15 protein-coding genes are annotated in these 18,345 nt (G+C 66.2%); 5 read left to right on the top strand and 10 right to left on the bottom strand.

Going from position 1 to position 18,345, the window contains the following annotated elements:
• The first annotated feature begins 4 nt into the window (after positions 1-4).
• The 3 genes from ACPV3N_RS04770 to ACPV3N_RS04760 are packed head-to-tail and all read left to right on the top strand — an operon-like array spanning position 5 to position 7,195.
• Entirely contained in the window at positions 5-847 is an 843-nt protein-coding gene (locus tag ACPV3N_RS04770; protein ID WP_440115251.1) for an arginyltransferase, read from the top strand.
• Positions 831-2,987: an autotransporter assembly complex protein TamA gene (locus tag ACPV3N_RS04765; RefSeq protein WP_440115249.1), complete on the top strand. Its 2,157-nt coding sequence runs from the start codon at positions 831-833 to the stop codon at positions 2,985-2,987. Before ACPV3N_RS04770 ends, ACPV3N_RS04765 begins: the two co-directional genes overlap by 17 nt.
• A complete protein-coding gene (locus ACPV3N_RS04760; RefSeq protein ID WP_440115247.1) occupies positions 2,987-7,195 on the top strand; it encodes a translocation/assembly module TamB domain-containing protein in 4,209 nt (1,402 codons plus the stop codon). Before ACPV3N_RS04765 ends, ACPV3N_RS04760 begins: the two co-directional genes overlap by 1 nt.
• A gap of 63 nt (positions 7,196-7,258) precedes the next feature.
• On the opposite strand, the gene ACPV3N_RS04755 is transcribed toward ACPV3N_RS04760, so the two are convergent.
• The 6 genes from ACPV3N_RS04755 to ACPV3N_RS04730 form a co-directional block, all read right to left on the bottom strand.
• Entirely contained in the window at positions 7,259-7,852 is a 594-nt protein-coding gene (locus ACPV3N_RS04755; RefSeq protein WP_440115245.1) for a fasciclin domain-containing protein, read from the bottom strand.
• Positions 7,849-8,844 carry a hypothetical protein gene (locus ACPV3N_RS04750; protein WP_440115243.1) on the bottom strand — a complete coding sequence of 332 codons (996 nt, stop codon included), beginning with the start codon at positions 8,842-8,844 and terminating at the stop codon, positions 7,849-7,851. The genes ACPV3N_RS04755 and ACPV3N_RS04750 overlap by 4 nt, the downstream gene beginning before the upstream one ends.
• Positions 8,845-8,946: 102 nt before the next feature.
• Positions 8,947-9,567, bottom strand: coding sequence for a lysozyme (locus ACPV3N_RS04745; protein WP_440115241.1), 621 nt, complete (start codon positions 9,565-9,567; stop codon positions 8,947-8,949).
• A gap of 141 nt (positions 9,568-9,708) precedes the next feature.
• On the bottom strand, positions 9,709-11,118 hold the full coding sequence (glnA, locus tag ACPV3N_RS04740; RefSeq protein WP_440115239.1) for a type I glutamate--ammonia ligase: 1,410 nt from the start codon (positions 11,116-11,118) through the stop codon (positions 9,709-9,711).
• 82 nt (positions 11,119-11,200) lie between these two features.
• Positions 11,201-11,539, bottom strand: a complete 339-nt coding sequence (locus ACPV3N_RS04735; RefSeq protein WP_440115237.1) for a P-II family nitrogen regulator — start codon at positions 11,537-11,539, stop codon at positions 11,201-11,203.
• 375 nt (positions 11,540-11,914) lie between these two features.
• Entirely contained in the window at positions 11,915-12,724 is an 810-nt protein-coding gene (locus tag ACPV3N_RS04730) for a hypothetical protein (RefSeq protein WP_440115235.1), read from the bottom strand.
• Between the two features lie 735 nt (positions 12,725-13,459).
• On the opposite strand from ACPV3N_RS04730, the gene ACPV3N_RS04725 reads away from it, so the two are divergent.
• Positions 13,460-13,651: a hypothetical protein gene (locus tag ACPV3N_RS04725; protein ID WP_440115234.1), complete on the top strand. Its 192-nt coding sequence runs from the start codon at positions 13,460-13,462 to the stop codon at positions 13,649-13,651.
• Between the two features lie 51 nt (positions 13,652-13,702).
• Here ACPV3N_RS04725 and ACPV3N_RS04720 read toward each other — a convergent pair whose 3' ends face one another.
• The 4 genes from ACPV3N_RS04720 to ACPV3N_RS04705 all read right to left on the bottom strand — a co-directional run bounded on the left by ACPV3N_RS04720 (position 13,703) and on the right by ACPV3N_RS04705 (position 17,474).
• Positions 13,703-14,671 (bottom strand): IS1595 family transposase, encoded by a 969-nt coding sequence (locus ACPV3N_RS04720; protein ID WP_440115232.1) that lies wholly within the window; start codon positions 14,669-14,671, stop codon positions 13,703-13,705.
• Positions 14,672-14,736: 65 nt separating this feature from the next.
• The gene (gene argC / locus ACPV3N_RS04715; RefSeq protein ID WP_440115230.1) at positions 14,737-15,672 is read right to left on the bottom strand and encodes an N-acetyl-gamma-glutamyl-phosphate reductase; all 936 of its coding nucleotides are present in this window, start codon (positions 15,670-15,672) and stop codon (positions 14,737-14,739) included.
• A gap of 4 nt (positions 15,673-15,676) precedes the next feature.
• Positions 15,677-16,024: a hypothetical protein gene (locus ACPV3N_RS04710; protein WP_440115228.1), complete on the bottom strand. Its 348-nt coding sequence runs from the start codon at positions 16,022-16,024 to the stop codon at positions 15,677-15,679.
• Positions 16,025-16,091: 67 nt separating this feature from the next.
• Entirely contained in the window at positions 16,092-17,474 is a 1,383-nt protein-coding gene (locus ACPV3N_RS04705) for a leucyl aminopeptidase family protein (RefSeq protein ID WP_440115226.1), read from the bottom strand.
• A 36-nt stretch (positions 17,475-17,510) separates the two neighbouring features.
• On the opposite strand from ACPV3N_RS04705, the gene ACPV3N_RS04700 reads away from it, so the two are divergent.
• On the top strand, positions 17,511-18,341 hold the full coding sequence (locus tag ACPV3N_RS04700; RefSeq protein ID WP_440115224.1) for a DUF4163 domain-containing protein: 831 nt from the start codon (positions 17,511-17,513) through the stop codon (positions 18,339-18,341).
• Positions 18,342-18,345 lie beyond the last annotated feature (4 nt).

Raw genomic sequence — 18,345 nt, 5'->3', positions numbered from 1 at the left:
GACCGTGACGGCTCCTGTCCGTTTTCCCCGTTTCTTCGTGACGAGCCCGGCGCCGTGTCCGTACCTGCCGGGCCGCAGCGAGCGGAAGGTCTTTACCGAGCTCAAGGGTCCTCATGCCGACCAACTCAACGAAGCGCTGGGTCGGATCGGGTTCCGGCGCAGCCAGACCGTGGCCTATCGGCCGAGCTGTCTCGATTGCCAGGCCTGCGTATCGGTACGGGTTCCCGTGCGCGATTTCGTCCCGTCGAGCACGCAGAAACGCAATATCAAGCGCAACTCCGACCTCATGGCGACCGAATGTCGCCCGTGGGCGACCGGCGAACAGTTCGACCTCCTGCGCAAGTACCTCGGCGTCCGCCACCCCGGCGGCGGCATGGCCGCGATGGACGAGATCGATTACGCGGACATGGTGGAACACACGCCGGTCTCCAGCTATGTCATTGAATACAGGGAGCCTGCCGATGGGCTGATGCCGGGTCGTCTTGTCGGCGCGTGCCTCACCGATCGCCAGGGCGACGGGTTGTCGATGATCTATTCGTTCTACGACCCGGAACATGAGGCGCGCACGGGTCTTGGCAACTACATCATCCTCGACCACATCCGGCGGGCGGAGGCAGACGGCCTCGGTTTCGTCTACCTCGGCTACTGGGTCGAAGGGTCCGAACGGATGCAGTACAAGATCCGCTACCGGCCGATCGAACTGCTCGGACGCGACGGATGGCAACGCCTCGATCGCGAACGACACGAGGCTCTCGTCGCGGCTGCCATGGCACCCCGCTCCCGGGTCCGCGAAACCGCCAGCCCCGCCAAGGACGCCTCGCTTCCGCAGTTTGCTCAGGACGACTAGCCAGGCCGTAGTCGCGCTGACCGGCGCGGTTCTGGCGGCAGTCCCGGTCGGGGCTGCGGCGCAGGACCGCCGTACGCCTTCGTCTCTCGAGGAACTGATCCCCGATTCGGCGGTCGCCGACCCCGAACGATGGGCGGCGCAAGGCGCCCCGGCCGATCCCGACGAGGATGCCGCGGTCGCCGCATTGGCAGAACCGGATCCCGACTCCCCGCTCGCCGAGGTGCCGCCGATCGACCTTCCCTGGCCCGACGACCTCGAGCTTCCGGCGCTGGCCGACCTGGAGCCCGATGATTCGATCCAGTTTGCGGACGTGGACGAACGGGACCGGGAGCAGACCGGCCTTGCCGACGCCGAGATCGTGCGGATCACCGCGGAGCTGGTCCTGGCCTTTCCGCCGGACGACGCCGCGTTCCCCCAGCGCGCGGAGTTCGCCGAACGTTTCGGGCAGCTCTCGACCATCGCCGAACTCGATTCGGACGAGGACAACATCGCCCAGCTCGCCGCGCGGGCCAAGGCGGACGAGGAACTGCTGGCAACGATGCTGCGGGTCTACGGCTATTACGACGCGCAGGTCATCCGCACGGTGGGCGCGGCCCTGCCGGGAGAAGAAAATGCGGCGAACCGGCCGCGGGTGCGTTTCGACCTGATTCCCGGCGCGCGCTATCGCTTCGGTGCGATCGACCTGGGCGACCTCGCCGCCGCAACTGACGGCGAAGCACTGCGCCGGGTGTTCGAAATCCGGTCGGGTGATCCGCTGTCGAGCGATTCAATAATCGCCGAACAGTTCGACCTCGATCGCGCGCTGGGCGAGATGGGTTATCCGTTCGCCGCGATCGACGAGCCCGAACTGCTGGTCGACCATGCGCGGCAGGAAGGCGACCTGACGATGAAGGTCGCGCCGGGCGGCAAGTTCGTGTTCGGCGAGGTCAATTCGAACCTGCCCGACTTCCTATCGGGCCGCCACCTCGCCACCATCGCCCGGTTCGACCCGGGCGACATCTACCAGCGGTCGCTCGAGTACGACCTGCGCCGCGCGATCGTCTCGACGGGATTGGTATCGTCGGTGACCGTGAGCCGGCGCAAGGTGAGCGACCCGGCCGGCGGCCAACCGGGTGAAGTCGCGCTCGACGTCGAGATCACGCCGGCCAAGCTCCGCACGATCGCCGGCGCCATCGGATACGGTACCGGGGAGGGCTTCCGCGTCGAGGCAAGCTGGGAACATCGCAACCTGTTCCCGCCCGAGGGTATGCTGCGGCTGCGCGGTATCGCCGGAACCCAGCAGCAACTGGCGGGCGTGACCTTTCGCAAGAACAACTTCGGCGGACGGGACAAGGTGCTTACCCTCGACGCCTTCGCCTCGACGATTTCCAGCCAGGCCTACGACGCGCGCACGGTCTCGTTCGTGGGGACCTACGAACGGCTGTCGACGCTGCTGTTTCAGAAACCGCTCGCCTGGAGCGTCGGATTCGAGGCCGTGGCGACGGGCGAGCGGCCCGCCCCGATCGGCGGCGTGGTGCAACCCCGGCGGACGTATTTCATCGGCGCGCTGCCGGTTTATGCGCAGGTCGACACGACCGACAGCCTGCTCGATCCCAAGAACGGTTTCCGACTGGGCGGCCGGCTCTCGCCGGAGGTGTCGCGGAGCAATGCGACCCAGAGCTTCTATCTGCGCAGCCAGATCGACGCGTCGGCCTATCGCCAGGTGAGCGAGCGGGTGGTTGCCGCCGGGCGCGTCCGGTTCGGGGCCATACCGGGCGCCGCGCTCGCCGACATTGCCCCGTCGCGGCGGCTCTACAGCGGCGGCGGCGGATCGGTGCGCGGGTATGGCTTCCAGGCGATCGGGCCGCGCGACGCGAACGGGAACCCGACCGGCGGCCGCAGCCTCGTCGAAGGCGCGATCGAGGCGCGGATCGGCACCAGGTATTTCGACGGTGCGCTGTCGGTCGTACCTTTCCTCGACGCAGGATCGGTGAGCCAATCGGTCACGCCCGATTTCGATACCGTCCGCTTCGGAGCCGGCATCGGCGTTCGCTACGATACCGGCTTCGGACCGCTCCGGCTCGACGTTGCGACCCCCATCAATCCCGCTCCGGGGGATAGCCGGATCGCGGTCTACGTGTCGCTGGGGCAGGCATTTTGATGAGCGAGCCGAAAACCACGGACTCCCCATCGGCCGAGCCGGACCGGCCGGCAAGGACCGGGAGCACCCCTGCCAGATGGGCGCGGAAGACCGCGAAGTGGGTGGGGGGCAGCCTTGCGGCTCTGGTGCTGCTGGTCGTCGCCGCGGTGGCTTTGCTCAACAGCCCCATCGGGCAGCGGTGGGTGACCGACCGGATAGCCAAGGTCGCGCCCGCGTCGGGTCTCGGGATCAGCATCGGCCGGATCGAGGGTGATCTCTACGGCAAGGCGACGCTGCACGATGTCACGCTCTCCGATCCGAAGGGACCTTTCCTGAGCGTCCCGATCGTCGAACTCGACTGGCGCCCGCTGAGCTGGTTCACGCGCGGGCTCGACGTGCGCGAGCTGACCACGCACCGCGGGACGCTGTTCCGGCTGCCCGAACTCAACCCCGGCGATCCGGACGCGCCTGTCCTTCCCAATTTCGATATCCGGATCGACCGGCTGAAGATCGACGACCTCACGATTGCGAAGGGACTTGTCGGGTCCGAGGCGCACGAGGTCAACCTGCTGGCAAGGGCCGACATCCGCGACGGGCGGGTGCTCCTGGACGCGAACGGCCGCCTGGGCGAATTCGATCGCATACGCGCGCTCGTCGATGCGGAACCCGACGGGGACAGGTTCGATATCGATCTCGACTACCGGGCTCCAAAGGGGGGCGTGATCGCCGGCTTGATCGGGGCTGAGGCAGGCTATGTCGCCCGGGTCTACGGTGACGGTAGCTGGAGCCGGTGGAACGGCGTCGGGCAGGTGCTGCGCGACGGCGAAAACTTCGCCGCCTTCCGGGTGGCGAACAGGGGCGGCGACTACACGCTGGTCGGGCAGGCCCGGCCGCAGGCGGCGATCGCGCCGGGCCTGCTGCGCGGCGCGGCGGGGGAGACGGTTTCGTACAAGGCGACCGGGACGCTTCGCGACAGCGTGTTCGACGGCACTGTGCGCATGGTCGCAGGCGGCATCGCGGGCACCGCGACCGGCGCCCTCGACCTCGGAGAGAACGCGGTCGAGTCGCTCGCCGTCAATGCGCGGGTCAGGAACCCGGCGTTGCTGGGACCCGGTACGCGGATCGAGGGGGCGCGGATCGCCGCCACGCTTGATGGCCCGTTCCGCGACCTGGCTATCGATCACCGGCTGACGGTGGCGCGGTTCGCCAGCGGTACGACCGAAGTCAGCGGGGTGGCACAGAAGGGGACGGCGACCTTTGACGGCACGCGCTGGACGTTGCCGGTCGATGCCTCGATCGCGCGCATCGTCACCGGTTCCGCGCAGATAGACCCCAGGCTGGTCGACGGATCGGTGCGCGGGACCATCGTGTATGCGGGCGGCCGGCTTACTTCGGACCGCCTCGCGCTCGCGTTTCCTGGCGCAAGCGCGCAACTGGCGCTTGCGGGCGACACCGCAAGTGGCAACTACCGAGTTTCGGGGCCGGTCACCGCCAACGGGCTGGCGCTCGAGAACATCGGCACGCTCAACGGCGGCGCCACAATCGTTGCCACCTTCGGCGCTTCGCCGTGGACGCTGAGGGCGGATTTTCGCGGCCGCATCCCACAGGTGACCAACGAAACGCTCGCGAACCTTGCCGGTCCATCCATCGCCTTCAGCGGGGGGATCGCGACGGGCGGGAACCGGCCGTTCGATTTCCGGGGGGTGCGGATCGATTCGGCCAAGCTCGACCTGTTCCTCGACGGGATGATCCGGCCCGGTCGGACCAGCGTGGCAGGGCGGGGCCGTCACGCCGACTACGGTCCCTTCACGGTCGAGGGCGCCTACACCTCGCGCGGCCCGGAAGCTGTGCTGGTATTCGCCGACCCGCTGCCCGCAGCGGGGCTCAAGGACGTACGGGTCGCAGTGGTACCGACCGATGACGGCTTCGGCATCGAGACGCGGGGCGATTCGCTGCTGGGGCCGTTCGACGGCCAGATCGATCTCCTGGCGCCATCGGGCGGCCCCACGCGACTGGCGATCCGCCGGCTCGACATCTGGAAAACTTCGGTCACCGGTAACCTTGCTCTCGCGGACGGCGGGGCCGCCGGCACGTTGGCAGTGTCGGGCGGGGGGCTCGATGGCACGATCGCACTGGCGCCCCGGGCCGGGGGGCAGGCATTCGACGTGAAGCTTGCCGCGCGCGAAGCGCGGTTCGCCGGCGCGACGCCGCTGTCGATCGGCCGCGCCGACATCGAGGCAAATGGCCTGCTGGCCGATGGCAACAGCACGATCGGCGGCAGTGTCTATGCCCAGGGAATCACCTACGGGAGCCTGTTCATCGGGCGGCTTGCCGCCCGGGCCGACCTTCGCAACGGGGAGGGAACCGTCACCGCCTCGGTCGCCGGCAGGCGCGGAAGCCGATTTGCGATGCAGCTCAATGCCAACGTCGCGCCCGAGCAGGTTGCGATCGCCGCGCGGGGCGAGTTTGCAGGGCGGTCGATAACGATGCCGCGCCGGGCGGTCCTGCTCAAGCAGCCGGACGGCGGCTGGCGGCTCGAGCCCACCCAGGTGAACTTCGCGGGCGGATCGCTGATCGGATCGGGCGAGCTGGGTGGCGGACGCACAGCGCTGACGCTCCAGATGGCCGGCATGCCGCTCTCGGTGGTCGACATCTTCACCGAGCTCGGCCTGGGTGGCAGGATTTCGGGCGTCGTCGACTTCGCGAGTGGCGGCGGCGCGCCCCTGACGGGCGAGGCGCGGATCAAGATCGATGATCTGACCCGATCGGGTCTGGTGCTTACCTCTCGCCCGATGGACCTGGCGCTGGTGATGCGGCTGTCGCCCGAGCGGCTGGAGACCCGCGCGGTGATGGACGAGGGCGGCCAGCGGCGCGGGCGGCTCCAGGGCCGTGTCGCGGGCCTGCCGCGCGACGGGACTCTGTTCGACCGGCTGCGGGCAGGCGACCTGTTTGCCCAGTTGCGCTACCGGGGTCCCGCCGACGCGCTCTGGCGGCTTGCCGCCGTCGATGCCTTCGACCTGACCGGACCCCTCTCGGTCGCTGCCGACGTCACCGGGTCACTCGCCGCGCCTCGGGTGCGGGGGGTCGTGGCGAGCGAGAACCTGCGATTGCGGTCGAGCCTGTCCGGCACCGACCTGACCAACGTCAAGGCGCGGGGCACTTTTTCGGGCTCCCGACTGAGGCTCACCCGGTTCGCCGGCACCTCCCCGAACGGGGGCAGCGTTAGCGGGAGCGGAGTGATCACGCTCGAGGACCTCGGCGTCAGGGGACCGCAGCTCGACATACGCATCGCCGCTCGCGATGCCCGCCTGCTCGATGCGCAAGGCCTGAGCGCGACCGTCACCGGACCGTTGCGGATCGTATCGGATGGCATTGGCGGCACGATTGCCGGCAGGGTCATGGTGGACCGCGCGAGCTGGCGTCTCGGCACCGCCGCCGCGGATGTGCGGCTGCCGCAGATCAGGACCCGCGAAATCAACCTGCCCTATGACGTCCGGCCGAGCCCAGCAGCCACGCGGCCATGGCGTTATCTCATCGACGCGCGTGCGCCGAGCCGGGTCGATGTCGATGGCATGGGACTCGACAGCGAGTGGGGTGCGAACGTGCGCGTTCGCGGGACCACCGACGATCCGCGCATCGGGGGCGAGGCGCGGATGATCCGCGGCGACTACACCTTCGCCGGAACGCGATTCGAGCTTACGCGAGGGGTCATCCGGTTTGACGAGAACGTGCCGGTGGATCCCCGGCTCGACATCGTCGCCGAGAGCCGGTCGCAAGGCATCGACGTGGAAGTGAAGGTGCAGGGGAGCGCCCTGCAGCCAGAAATCACCTTCCAGTCGACCCCCTCGCTGCCCGAAGAGGAGATCCTCGCCCGGCTGCTGTTCGGGGGCTCGATCACCGAGCTGTCGGCAACCGACGTCCTCCAGCTGGGCTCGGCGCTCGCCTCGCTCAGGGGCGGCGGCGGAATGGACCCGATCAACAAGCTGCGTTCGGCAATCGGGCTCGACCGCTTGCGGATCGTCAGCGCGGACCCGGCACTCGGCCAGGCAACCTCGATCGCGCTCGGCAAGAACATCGGCCGGCGTTTCTACGTCGAGATCATTACCGACGGGCGCGGATACAGCGCGACACAGGCGGAGTTCCGGATCACCAGCTGGCTGTCGATCCTCGGCAGCATTTCGACAATCGGTCGCGAATCGATCGTCGCCGAGGTCAGCCGGGATTACTGAGCATGCTTTTCGGGGCGCCCGGCGGGCATTGGCCCGCAGGACGCTCCCGTTATAGCGGACCGTTCAGGCCGAGGGCGAGCCGCCGGGCCTCTTGAGCAGCTGATCCACCTTCAGCACGACACCATTGCTGGCAACGAGTGCCTGGCCTTCGATGGTCGCCTTGGCGCCGCCCGCGCGGGTCACGGTGATCGCGTTGCCCGATTTCGAAAAGGTCACTTCCCCGTCGTCGAGCGTGGTCATCGTGACCGGACCCTTGCGGTCGTCGATCGCCTTGCGGATCGCGTCGGGCGTGAGGTGTCCGGGCAGGATATGCCCGCGCAGCACCGCCACCAGTTCGGCGCGCCGGGCGTCGTCCGCCATCGCTTCCGGCCCGCCTTCGAGCGACCCGAAGGCGCCGTCTTCCGGCGCGAGGATCGTGTAACTGCCCGGCCCGTCGAATACGTCGGCAAGGCCCGCTTCCGTCAGGGCACCCGACAGCGTCGTCAGATCCGAGGCGCCCCCGATCGTTGCCGCGAGAGTGCGGTTGGCGGACGGCTCGGCGGCGCCGTCAGTAGCAGCCGGAGCATCGGACTGCGAACACGCGGTGAGCGGGGAAAGGACCGCGAGTGCGGCGGCGGCCGCGATCGGTTTCATCATCGGCATGGTCATGACCCTCATGTCAGCAGCTGGATGGCAGCCTGAATGAGCTGCGTGGTCGGATCGACCTGGTACACGTACCCGTCCGCATAGCGGTAATAGCTGTCGGGCGTGTCGTAGTACCGGTCGCGGTAGGCGTAGGGCACGTTATACACGTCGTAGCCCGACGGCATCGGCTGTCCGACGGCGAACTGGTCGCCGGTCAGTAGCGCCGCGATCGAGGTGATCGCGGAGGTCTGCGGGTCGACGCGGTACAGCACGTTGTCTGCGTATCGATAGCTGTCGGCGGACCCGAGGTTGAAATAGTCGACATAGTAATCGGGGACCGAAACCGGCTGATAGTAGCTCGGCCACGGATTGCCGACCGAAAGGGCGCCGCCCAGCAGCGGGATATATCCCAGGATCGATCCGTTCGAACCGGTCCGGAAAAGATAGCCGTCATCGTAATAATAGCGGCCGTCGCCCGGCGCCCGGTAGCCGAAAAACGAGGGCTGGTAGAACCGGTCGTCCCAACCGTCTTGCTTCTTGGCGAGACCCGGAGGCATGCACCCGTTGTTCTTCTTGGCGAGTCCCGGGGGGCACCCTTCGATGTAACCATAGCGATCGCGATCGCCGAACGTGATCGTCCGCACCTCGCGGTAGCCGTCGCGGCGATAGTCGCGATCGTCCTTCGAACGATAGTCACGGTCGGCGCGCCGCTCGGTCGCCTTGACTCGCTCGCTCCTGTCCGGGCGCTCCCAGCGGTCTTCCCTGTTTCCCTTCACCGGGGGTCCCTTATCGGCCCTATCGGCGTTTGGACCGGGTCCGCGATCGTCCTTTGCGGCGGCCTTCAGGGCCGGGCCCCTGTCGGAATTCCCGGGCTTGTCGGCCTTGCCGTGACCGTTGCCATGGGCTTCCATGACGGCGTTTGCGCCGCCCTTGTCGGCACCGTGACCCTTGCCGTTGCCCGGATCGGCGAGGGCACCGGTCGCGGTGAGCGCGATAGCCGCCGCGCTCATCAGAAACTTGCGCATTGTGCATCTCCTTTGCCCGCTGAACGGCGGGTGCACACGGCGGTTCCATGAACATCCGACAACGGTCTGCATCCGGCTGAATGAAAGGGAAAAAACCGGAAGTCACCCTTGCGAGTAGAGCCGCGCTTCCGCCTCGCGCCTTCGGGAGAGGCCCCGCAGGACCCGGCCGCCCGCGCGGTTCCAGCGTCCGAACTCGTGCCGTGCGCCGGCAAAGTCGCCAGCGACATGGCGCCGGGTCAGCGTCGCCCGGCTTATCGCGCCGGTATTGTAATGAAAGCTGACGAGAGCGTCGAACTGCGCCTCGCTTGTCGGCGCCTCGCCGATCGCCTTGCTGACTTCGGCGGCATAACGGACGAGGTCGGCAGCGAGGCGCGCGTCGCACTGGGCGCGTGTCCAGACCGTCCCGGGGCCGATGTCCGGCCCGGTCGCGCCCCAGCCGATCGTCCACGGGTGCCCGCCGGTGCCGGGATCGGGGTAGGCTTCCACCCGCCCGTCGGACCGCTTCTTTGCGAGGCCTTCGAATCGCTGGATAAGCGCGATTCCGCGCGGGCCGATGGTGCGCCCGGAGACCAGGGTTGTCACACCTGTCACACAGTCCTGCGGGGGAATTCCTGCGACCCCGATCGCATCGTCGATAGCGCGGTCAAGAGCGTTGACCTCGGCGCGCGTGAAGCCGCGCCCGAGCATTGACCGGACCGCGTCGAAAATACCCTTGCGCCGCATGGTTCGCCCCGCGCTGCCATGAAAACCGAGGCGCGGGAACTAGGCGTGAAAAGACGCTGTAGGAAAATGATTTCCGGTTCGGGACGCGAAAAAGGGGCGCCCGGTCTCCCGGACGCCCCCTCGTGCCGGCCAGCGCGCGTGTCAGGCGCTGAAGTACATGTCGTATTCGACCGAGCTCGGCGTGGTCTCCCAGCGGCTGACCTCGTCCCACTTCAGTTCGATGTAGGCGTCGATCTGGTCCTTGGTGAAGACGTCGCCCTTGAGCAGGAACTCGTGGTCCGCATCGAGGCTTTCGAGCGCCTCGCGCAGGGAACCGCACACGGTCGGAACCTCGGCGAGTTCGGCTGGCGGCAGGTCGTAGAGATTCTTGTCCATCGCGTCGCCGGGGTGAATCTTGTTCTGGATCCCGTCGAGGCCGGCCATCAGCAGCGCGGCGTAGGCAAGGTACGGGTTCGCCATCGCGTCGGGGAAGCGGAATTCCACGCGCTTGGCCTTCTCGCCCGCGCCGTAGGGGATCCGGCACGAGGCCGAGCGGTTGCGCGCCGAATACGCCAGCAGCACCGGCGCCTCGAATCCGGGGACCAGCCGCTTGTAGCTGTTGGTGGTCGGGTTGGTGAAGGCGTTCAGCGCCTTGGCGTGCTTGATGACGCCGCCGATGAAGTACAGGCACATGTCCGACAGGCCGGCATAGCCGTTGCCGGCGAACAGCGGCTTGCCGCCGTCCCAGATCGACATGTGGGTATGCATGCCCGAGCCGTTATCGTCCTTGATCGGCTTGGGCATGAACGTCGCGGTCTTGCCGTACGCATGGGCGACCTGGTGCACCACGTACTTGTAGATCTGCATCCGGTCCGCCGTCTCGACCAGCTTGCCGAAGGTGAGGCCGAGTTCGTGCTGTGCGGCGGCGACCTCGTGGTGGTGCTTGTCGCACGGCAGGCCCATCTCGAGCATCGTGGTGACCATCTCGCCGCGGATGTCGACCGCGCTGTCGACCGGGGCCACCGGGAAGTAGCCGCCCTTGGCGCGCGGACGGTGGGCAAGGTTGCCCGCCTCGTAGTCGCGGCCCGTGTTGGTCGGCAGCTCGATGTCGTCGATGCGGAAGCCGCTCGCCGCGTAGCCGTCCTCGAAGCGGACGTCGTCGAACATGAAGAACTCGGCTTCGGGGCCGACGTAGACGGTGTCGCCGATGCCGGTAGATTTGAGGAAGTTCTCGGCGCGTTTGGCGGTCGAGCGCGGGTCGCGGGCATACCACTCGCCGGTCGAGGGTTCGACGATGTCGCAGAAGACGATCATCATCGGGCTCGCGCTGAACGGGTCCATGTAGACCGCGTCGAGGTCAGGCTTGAGGATCATGTCGCTTTCGTTGATCACCTTCCAGCCGGCGATCGACGAACCGTCGAACATCAGCCCGTCCTCGAGCTCGTCCTCGCCCAGAACGCTCGATACCATCGTCAGGTGCTGCCACTTGCCCTTGGGATCGGTGAAACGCAGGTCGACCCACTCGACCTCGTTCTCTTCGATCTGCTTGAGGACGTCCTTTGCTTTCGACATGTCATTTCCTCTTGGGTTGCCCGAACGGTGACGGGCGGGGGTTGGCTGCGGCGGGGGCCCTGGCGCGCCCGGCCGCGGAGGTTCAGATGGCGGCGTCGTCCTTTTCGCCCGTGCGAATTCGCAGCGCCGAATCGATGGTGGAGACGAAGATCTTGCCGTCCCCGATGCGCCCCGTTTGCGCGGCACCCGCGATCGCCTCGACCACGCGCTCGGCCTGGTCGTCGGCGACGACGACCTCGAGTTTCACCTTGGGCAGGAAGTCGACGACGTACTCGGCCCCGCGGTAAAGCTCGGTATGGCCTTTCTGGCGGCCGAAACCCTTCGCCTCGGTGACGGTAATGCCGGAAACGCCGACCTCGTGCAGGGCCTCCTTCACCTCGTCCAGCTTGAACGGCTTGATGATCGCTTCGATCTTTTTCACGTGACCCCCACATTGCGTTCGGTCTTGCGCATCCGGATGGCACCGTTCGCGCGCCCGGGAAAGCAGGCCGGCTTCCGATTGCCCAACTCGCGCCCGATGTTCAAGAATCGTGCCAAGGCACCTCATGCCGCCTAGGGCATCGAAAAGGCCGTTGGAAGGCAGGTTGGCGACAGAAATCGCCCTTCGACCGGGGCGGCAAGGCAATTTTGCAAAGCGCGCCAGAAGCGCTGCCCACTCGCAATGCAGCAGTTGCCCATTAATTGGGCAATTGTATACTTGACAAAGCAGGGCTGAAACGGTTTGATTCGGCCTCTACGATGTCAACGTGGTGCAGTTGCCCATTATTGGGCAGAGAGAGTGGCTTTCGACCGGAACTTAGAGGTAGCGGCGCGCGACCGCCTCGATCCGGTCGAGGGTTTCCGCGACGAGTTGCGAGCACTCCAGCAGCGTTGGGAAGACCGGTTTTCCTGCAAAGACTTCCAATCCATCGGGGAAGCTTATGCTCGCGGTCGCATGTCCCTTGTCCTCGAATTCCAAGGTGCCGCCGGGGTTGAGGTAGCCCATCAAGTTCATACGCCCGCCGGGGCCAACTTGAATCAGGCCGGGCTCGAACACATTGTTGTGCACCTTATCAACCATTCGCAGGCCGCGGATTTCAGTGATGGTGATCGTCGGCATGATGAGGTTGTGTTTGTCGATGTTGTCGGCCTTGCGGATCTCCCAAAGGCCAAATTTCCCTCCCTTGTAAGGCTGTATGACGGTCAATATTTCGAGGGCTATCAGGGGGAACGCCTTCATTACTCGTCGGTTCGCTGGCGCGGATTTGGTGGGTTTGGGCGGCATGAAGGACTTACGCAGTCCCTTCCTGGTTTCATCGGCGGGGAAGTGTATGCGGCCCGAGTTGCCCGTCTTCGCCCTCATCAAGCCCGACATGACGTAATCGAGTGCGGAACTGAGGCAGTGAAACGCATCGCCGATTGCAAGCACCATATGGGCGGGGATACCTTCCGCCTGGGCGCAAATCGTTTGCCGCCCGGTTTCAGGGTCTCGATTGTCGACGATGTCGTAGAAGTCGCTGCCGACATGGGCAGCGAACCACTCCTGCGCCTCGCTAATGTGGCGGTTGGCCCGATTGACCTTTAGTCTGGCCTGAAAGAATGTGCTGTCAAAGGCTGACTCATCCATGACTGACACCGATCAAAAGAGAGAGGACGCGGTTCTCCGGCAGATGCTGAAGACACCGCCGAAACCGCACAAACCCGTTGACGCAAAGAGCCGCAGGGATTCTAAGGCCCCTGCGGCTCCCCGTGATCGAAGAAGCTAGAGTTTAGCGGCCCTTCTTCTTCGTCACCTTCACACGCTCGACTACAGAGGTTGCGCTCTGTCGCCGTGCGGCTGCAACCGGCTTAAAGCGACCAGTGATGGCGCTCCTGCCGATAAGCTTGGTTTTTGCCATTGGATTGTCCTTTGACTGAACCGAGCGGTTGGGCCGCTCGCCCGAAGACGCCGCCTGCGCCTCCTGTCGTCAAAGGCTCAGCGATTTCTTGGGCGATACCCGTCGCCGATAATTCACCCGTTCCGTTCTTGAGTCGAGTCGCCTTCTGCTTGTTATCCCGCTAGTGCTCACGCGGGGGACTTAATGGCGATAGAGATTCCAAGGGCCTTAAAGCCCGTTACTGACTTTGCGGTGCAAGTTATCGTAGGGGCGCTGGCCTTCACGGCGGTTATGCTCATCGCAGTGGGCTTAGCGGCTCTCGTAAAGTGGATAGAGACTTGGGCTGTTGCGCCAGAGTGGTTGATTGGCGGCTTGCACTGGTTGGAGTGGGGGCTCTTTTGGACCGACGCATTTTGTTTTGGCTTGTTTTTGGTGAGCGAAGTTCTCAAGTTGGTAAGAGGCCTTTGGAGAGAGTTGACCGAGCAATGAGCAAGACCGGACGTTCGCTCGGGCGAGGCGCTAAAACCGGCTCGTTCACGATCGACAAGAGATACATCAAGACGCAGGCCCGTGAGGCTGTGACGCTCTTTCTCGCGCCCGTGTCGGGCGTCTATCGCGCTGCTGTTGGCAAGGCCCAAAATAGGCCGAAGATCACAATCCGAGATAGGGCCAGCTAGCGCAGGTAGCGCTTTCGACGTTCGCCAATGCGGCGAAACGGCTTCACCTTCTTAGGCGGCGCTAAGACCAGTCCGCCGATAGGTGAGGCGCTTGCCGATGGCCCCAAGCAGGTTGGTATCGGCGCGCTCGAAGTCGTTCAGCTTGCGGGTGTTGTAACGGAAGTCGAACTCGCTGGTGTAGCGGTGCAGGTGGCGCTCGCTGACATGGTGGTAGGTGCCGACGATACCGCGCTTCAGGAGGCTGAAGAAGCCTTCGACGGTGTTGGTGTGGACAGCGCCGCGACCGTATTCCTTGAGCGAGTGGGCGACTACGCCATGCTTGCCGAACTCGGTGCCAACCTTGACGTAACCCTTGTGTTCGTCGGTCATGAGATAGCTGAAGCGGTCAACGTTGGTCACGAGGACCGAACGCAGTGTTTCGCCAGTCACCTTGGCAACGTGGAAGGAACGGACTTTGCCGCCGCGCTCGACGAGGGCGACGACAGGCTGCTTGTTGTCTAGGGCCGAACGGCGCTTCTCGACGAAACGCTTCTGTTGGCGATTGTTGCGGTTGGACACCTTGCCGCCAACGTAGGTCTCATCGGCCTCGACGAACTTGCCGAAGCCGCCGAGCGGACCGGTATCGACCGCCTTCATGGCCTCGCGAATGCGGTGCATCATGAACCAGGCGGTCTTGTAGGACACGCCGATGTTGCGGGCGATCTGGTGGGCGCTGGTGCCCTTCTTGGACGAACAGAGGACGTGGTTCACGTAGAGCCACTTGTTGAGCGGCACCTTGGAGGACTCGAACACGGTGCCCACCGTGACGGTGTATTGCTGGCGACAGGCGTTGCACTGAATGACGCCCTTGCGGATCATGCCTTCGGGATGCGCCTTGGTCTTGCGGCCCTTCTGGGGCGGCAAGCGGGTGGCGTTGGCGGACTCGCAATGCGGGCACACGGGACCATCGGGCCACATGATGCTTTCCAGATGCTCGCGGGCGGCATCTTCGTTCTGATAGCGAGGGTCAAAGAGGTTCATCGTCGGGCTTCCTTACCCGATGATATTGCCGCTTGGCCCCTGCTTTGTCAAGTATATAATGCCCATTAATTGGGCAGGCGCAGTCCGATGGTTTCGGCGAGGCCGGCCATGAGATTGAGCGACTGGACCGCGGCCCCGCTCGCCCCCTTGCCAAGGTTGTCGAGCACCGCGACGAGCCGCGCCTGCGATCCGTCGGACGAGGCGAAAACGTGAAGCTCCATCGCGTCGGACGGCTCGCGCGAGCCGCGCAGGAGGAGTTCGCCGCCGACCGGGGCATTGCCCATGCGCACGACGCGGCTTCCGGCGTAGAATTCGGCAAGCGCGGCCCGCAGCGCATCGGGCGAGGCTGCCCCGCCAATGACGGCAAGAGGGAGGGGAATCTCGACCACCATGCCGCGGTGCGCGGGGACCACCGCGGGGGCGAACAGCGGAGCGATCGTGAGCCCGCAGAGCGCCTGCATCTCGGGCACGTGCTTGTGCCCGAGTGCGAGCGCATAGCCGCGCCAGGCGATGTCGCCATCTTCTTCGAACTGGGCGATCAGGCTCTTGCCTCCGCCCGAGTAGCCCGAGACAGCGTTGCAGGTGTAGGGCCAGTCATCGGGAAGGAGGCCGGCCCGAACAAGCGGTGCGAGGAGGGCGATGAAGCCGGTCGAATAGCAGCCGGGGTTGGACACCCGGTCCGCGCCCGCCACTGCGTCGCGACCGACGACCTCGGGAAGGCCGTAAGTCCATCCCGGCGCGGTCCGGTGCGCGGTGGATGCGTCGATCACGCGCGTGCCGCTGGCCGGATCGATCATCCCGACAGCTTCGCGCGCGGCATCGTCGGGAAGGCAGAGGATCGCGAAGTCAGCCTCGTTCAGGGCCTCGCGCCGGGCGCCGGCGTCCTTCCGGCGCGCCTCGTCGAGCATGATCAGCCCGAACTCGTCCCGGCCCGACAGCCGGTCGGCGATCTCGAGACCGGTGGTGCCCACCGCGCCGTCGATGAAGACGCCCAGCGCCACGCGGTCAGCCTTCGGATACGAGTTCGTCGAGGCGGAGATAGCCCGACGGCCCCTCCGGACCGAGGCAACCCCAGCACCACGGACCCGAGTAGTCGAGCGCTTCGAACCGCGTGCCCGGATCGAGCCGCGTGACCGGGTCCGACCCGTCGCGCGGATGGGACAGCAGGTTGGCGCCGGCTTCGCCGATCGTGCGCACCTGCGGCACGACGTAGTGCGCGCAGAGATAGCGGTCGGCGAGCGCGATGTGCGCGAGGTCCCCGCGGATCGCGACGGTGCCCACCGCCGGCCGGGCGACCGGACCGGACAGCGACAGTTGGCCTTGCGGCAGCGGATATTCGGCGGCGTCGATCACGTTTTCTTCGGCTTGCCCCAGGGTTGCGCCCGGCGCGCTTATAGCGCCCGCGCGTTGACGGCAAGTTTCAGCCGTAGCGGGCCTGCAGCATGTGCCACGCCGCGCGCAGGCCAAGCGCCGCGCCTCCCTTTGGCCGGCCGGGCTTCGCCGCGGGGCGCCAGGCGAACGTATCGAAGTGCGCCCAGTCGAGGTCCTTCTCGACAAACTTGTCGAGGAACAGGCCCGCCACGCTCGCCCCGGCATAGCCGTTCGTCGCCGCGTTATTGGTGTCGGCGATGTCGGACTTGAGATATTCGTTGTAGGCGTCGGGAAGGGGTAGTCGCCATGGTTCGTCGTCGTGGGCCTTGCCGGCATCGATCAGTGCTTGCGCCGTCTCGTCGCGGCGGGCCATCAGCGCGGGCAGGTCAGGGCCGAGCGCCACACGCGCCGCGCCGGTGAGGGTGGCGAAGTCGATGATAAGGTCGGGTTTTTCCTCGCTCGCGCGGGTCAGCGCGTCGCCGAGAATCAGGCGGCCCTCGGCGTCGGTGTTGCCGATCTCCACGGTCACTCCCTTGCGGCTGGCGAGCACGTCGCCCGGGCGGAAGGAATTGCCCGAGATCGCATTCTCGACCGCCGGAACCAGCAGGTGCAGCCGCACCTTGAGCCCCGCGCCCATGATCAGGCCGGCGAGCGCGATCGCGTGCGCGGCGCCGCCCATGTCCTTCTTCATCAGGGCCATGCCGGTCGCGCCCTTGATGTCGAGGCCCCCTGAATCGAAGCAGACGCCCTTGCCGACGATTGCGAGGACCGGGTCTTTCTCGCCGCCCCACGTCAGGTGGATGAGCCGCGGCGCGTGCTCGCGCGCGGCGGCGCGGCCGACTGCATGGACCATCGGGAACTCGCGCTCGAGCGTCTCGCCCTTGGTCACTGCGACCCTGGCCTTGTGCGCCTTTGCGAGTGCCTCCACCTCGGCTTCGAGGGCGGCCGGGCCCATGTCCTCGGCAGGGGTGTTGACGAGGTCCATGACCTTGCGGGCGGCCGTGGCTTCGGCGACGGCAGGCTCGACCGCCTTGGCATCCCTGGTCAGGAGCACGCGGGCGCCCGCCGACGTGTCATCGTCCTTGTATCGGGTGAAGCGGTATTGCGCGGTCTGCCAGCCGAACAGCGCGGGACCGGGCTCGCCGTTCGCGCGGCGGTAGGTGCCCTCGGGCAGCGCCTCGGCGAGCTTGGCCATGCACCAGCTCGACAGGCTTTCCGGGTCGGCCACCCCGCCGACCGCGAACCAGTCGTCGCCGTCGGGCACGATGCCGACCTGATACCCGCTGCCGTCGAACTTCTGCGCCTCCAGCGCGGCACGCTGGCCCCTGGTCAGCGCTTTCGCCCAGTCGGCAAACCCGTCCTTGTTGACGAGGTGGATGGGCACGGCCTTCTGTCCGCGATCGGGCTGGATAAGGTCGGTAGCTTTGCTCATAGGCGAGATCACCTAATGCCTGCGCGGAGAATTCCAATGCCCGACCGCTGGTTCGCCCCTTTCGCCATCGCGATGCTCGCCGCCTGTTCCTCGCCCGAAGAGGTGGCCGAAAAGACCGGCGTGAGCGCCGATGCGGGCGCTGCCACGGCTGGCGGCGAGGCGAAGGCAACAGCGAGCGGCACCGAATTCGCCTTCGCGAGGACCTTTGCCGAGCCCGCGGGCGGGAAACTCGAATTCTCATACGCCTGGCCAAAACAGGCGGCGGTCGAGCCGAACCTTGCGGCGTTGCTCCACGATAAACTCGACAGGCAGCTGGCCGACACGAAAGGCGACTGGGAAGCCTCCTACGCCGAGTGCCCCAAAGAGGCAGTGTCGTGCCGCAACTACTCCCTGGAAGCCAGATACGAAGTTGTCGCCGACTTGCCCGGCTATCTCAGCCTATCGAACCTGTTCTCGACCTATACCGGCGGCGCGCACGGGATATACGGAATGGAATCGCTCGTGTGGGACCGGAAGGCCGGAAATGCGCTCGACGGGATCGACCTGTTCCGCTCTCCCGCCGCGCTCGGTTCGGCGATCGGGCCTGCATTGTGCAAGGCGCTGAATGCGGCTCGGGTAAGGAAGGGCATGGAGCCGATCAAAGAAGGGGCGGACAGCGGGTTCGAACCCTGCCCCGGGGTCGATCAGGCAACGGTGCTTGTGGGATCCTCCAACGGAAAGACCTTCGACCGGATCACTGCATGGTACGGGCCGTATGTGGCCGGCTCGTATGCCGAGGGGGAGTACGAGCTCGACTTTCCGATGACTGCCGCCATGCTCGAGGCCGTGAAGCCTGCCTACCGCCCGGCGTTCAGCGCCAAGCGGTGACTTT

The organism is Tsuneonella sediminis (assembly GCF_051912845.1).
Lineage (GTDB): Bacteria > Pseudomonadota > Alphaproteobacteria > Sphingomonadales > Sphingomonadaceae > Tsuneonella > Tsuneonella sediminis.
Note: the sequence above shows the minus strand (reverse complement) of the source record. Positions and strands in the feature narration are given on the sequence as shown.

Coding starts and splice junctions, on each gene's coding strand:
- ACPV3N_RS04760 (WP_440115247.1), top strand. CDS start 2,987: ATGAGCGAGCCGAAAACCACGGACTCCCCATCGGCCGAGCCGGACCGG.
- ACPV3N_RS04755 (WP_440115245.1), bottom strand. CDS start 7,852: ATGAGGGTCATGACCATGCCGATGATGAAACCGATCGCGGCCGCCGCC.
- ACPV3N_RS04750 (WP_440115243.1), bottom strand. CDS start 8,844: ATGCGCAAGTTTCTGATGAGCGCGGCGGCTATCGCGCTCACCGCGACC.
- ACPV3N_RS04745 (WP_440115241.1), bottom strand. CDS start 9,567: ATGCGGCGCAAGGGTATTTTCGACGCGGTCCGGTCAATGCTCGGGCGC.
- glnA (WP_440115239.1), bottom strand. CDS start 11,118: ATGTCGAAAGCAAAGGACGTCCTCAAGCAGATCGAAGAGAACGAGGTC.
- ACPV3N_RS04730 (WP_440115235.1), bottom strand. CDS start 12,724: ATGGATGAGTCAGCCTTTGACAGCACATTCTTTCAGGCCAGACTAAAG.
- ACPV3N_RS04725 (WP_440115234.1), top strand. CDS start 13,460: ATGAGCAAGACCGGACGTTCGCTCGGGCGAGGCGCTAAAACCGGCTCG.
- ACPV3N_RS04720 (WP_440115232.1), bottom strand. CDS start 14,671: ATGAACCTCTTTGACCCTCGCTATCAGAACGAAGATGCCGCCCGCGAG.
- ACPV3N_RS04705 (WP_440115226.1), bottom strand. CDS start 17,474: ATGAGCAAAGCTACCGACCTTATCCAGCCCGATCGCGGACAGAAGGCC.
- ACPV3N_RS04700 (WP_440115224.1), top strand. CDS start 17,511: ATGCCCGACCGCTGGTTCGCCCCTTTCGCCATCGCGATGCTCGCCGCC.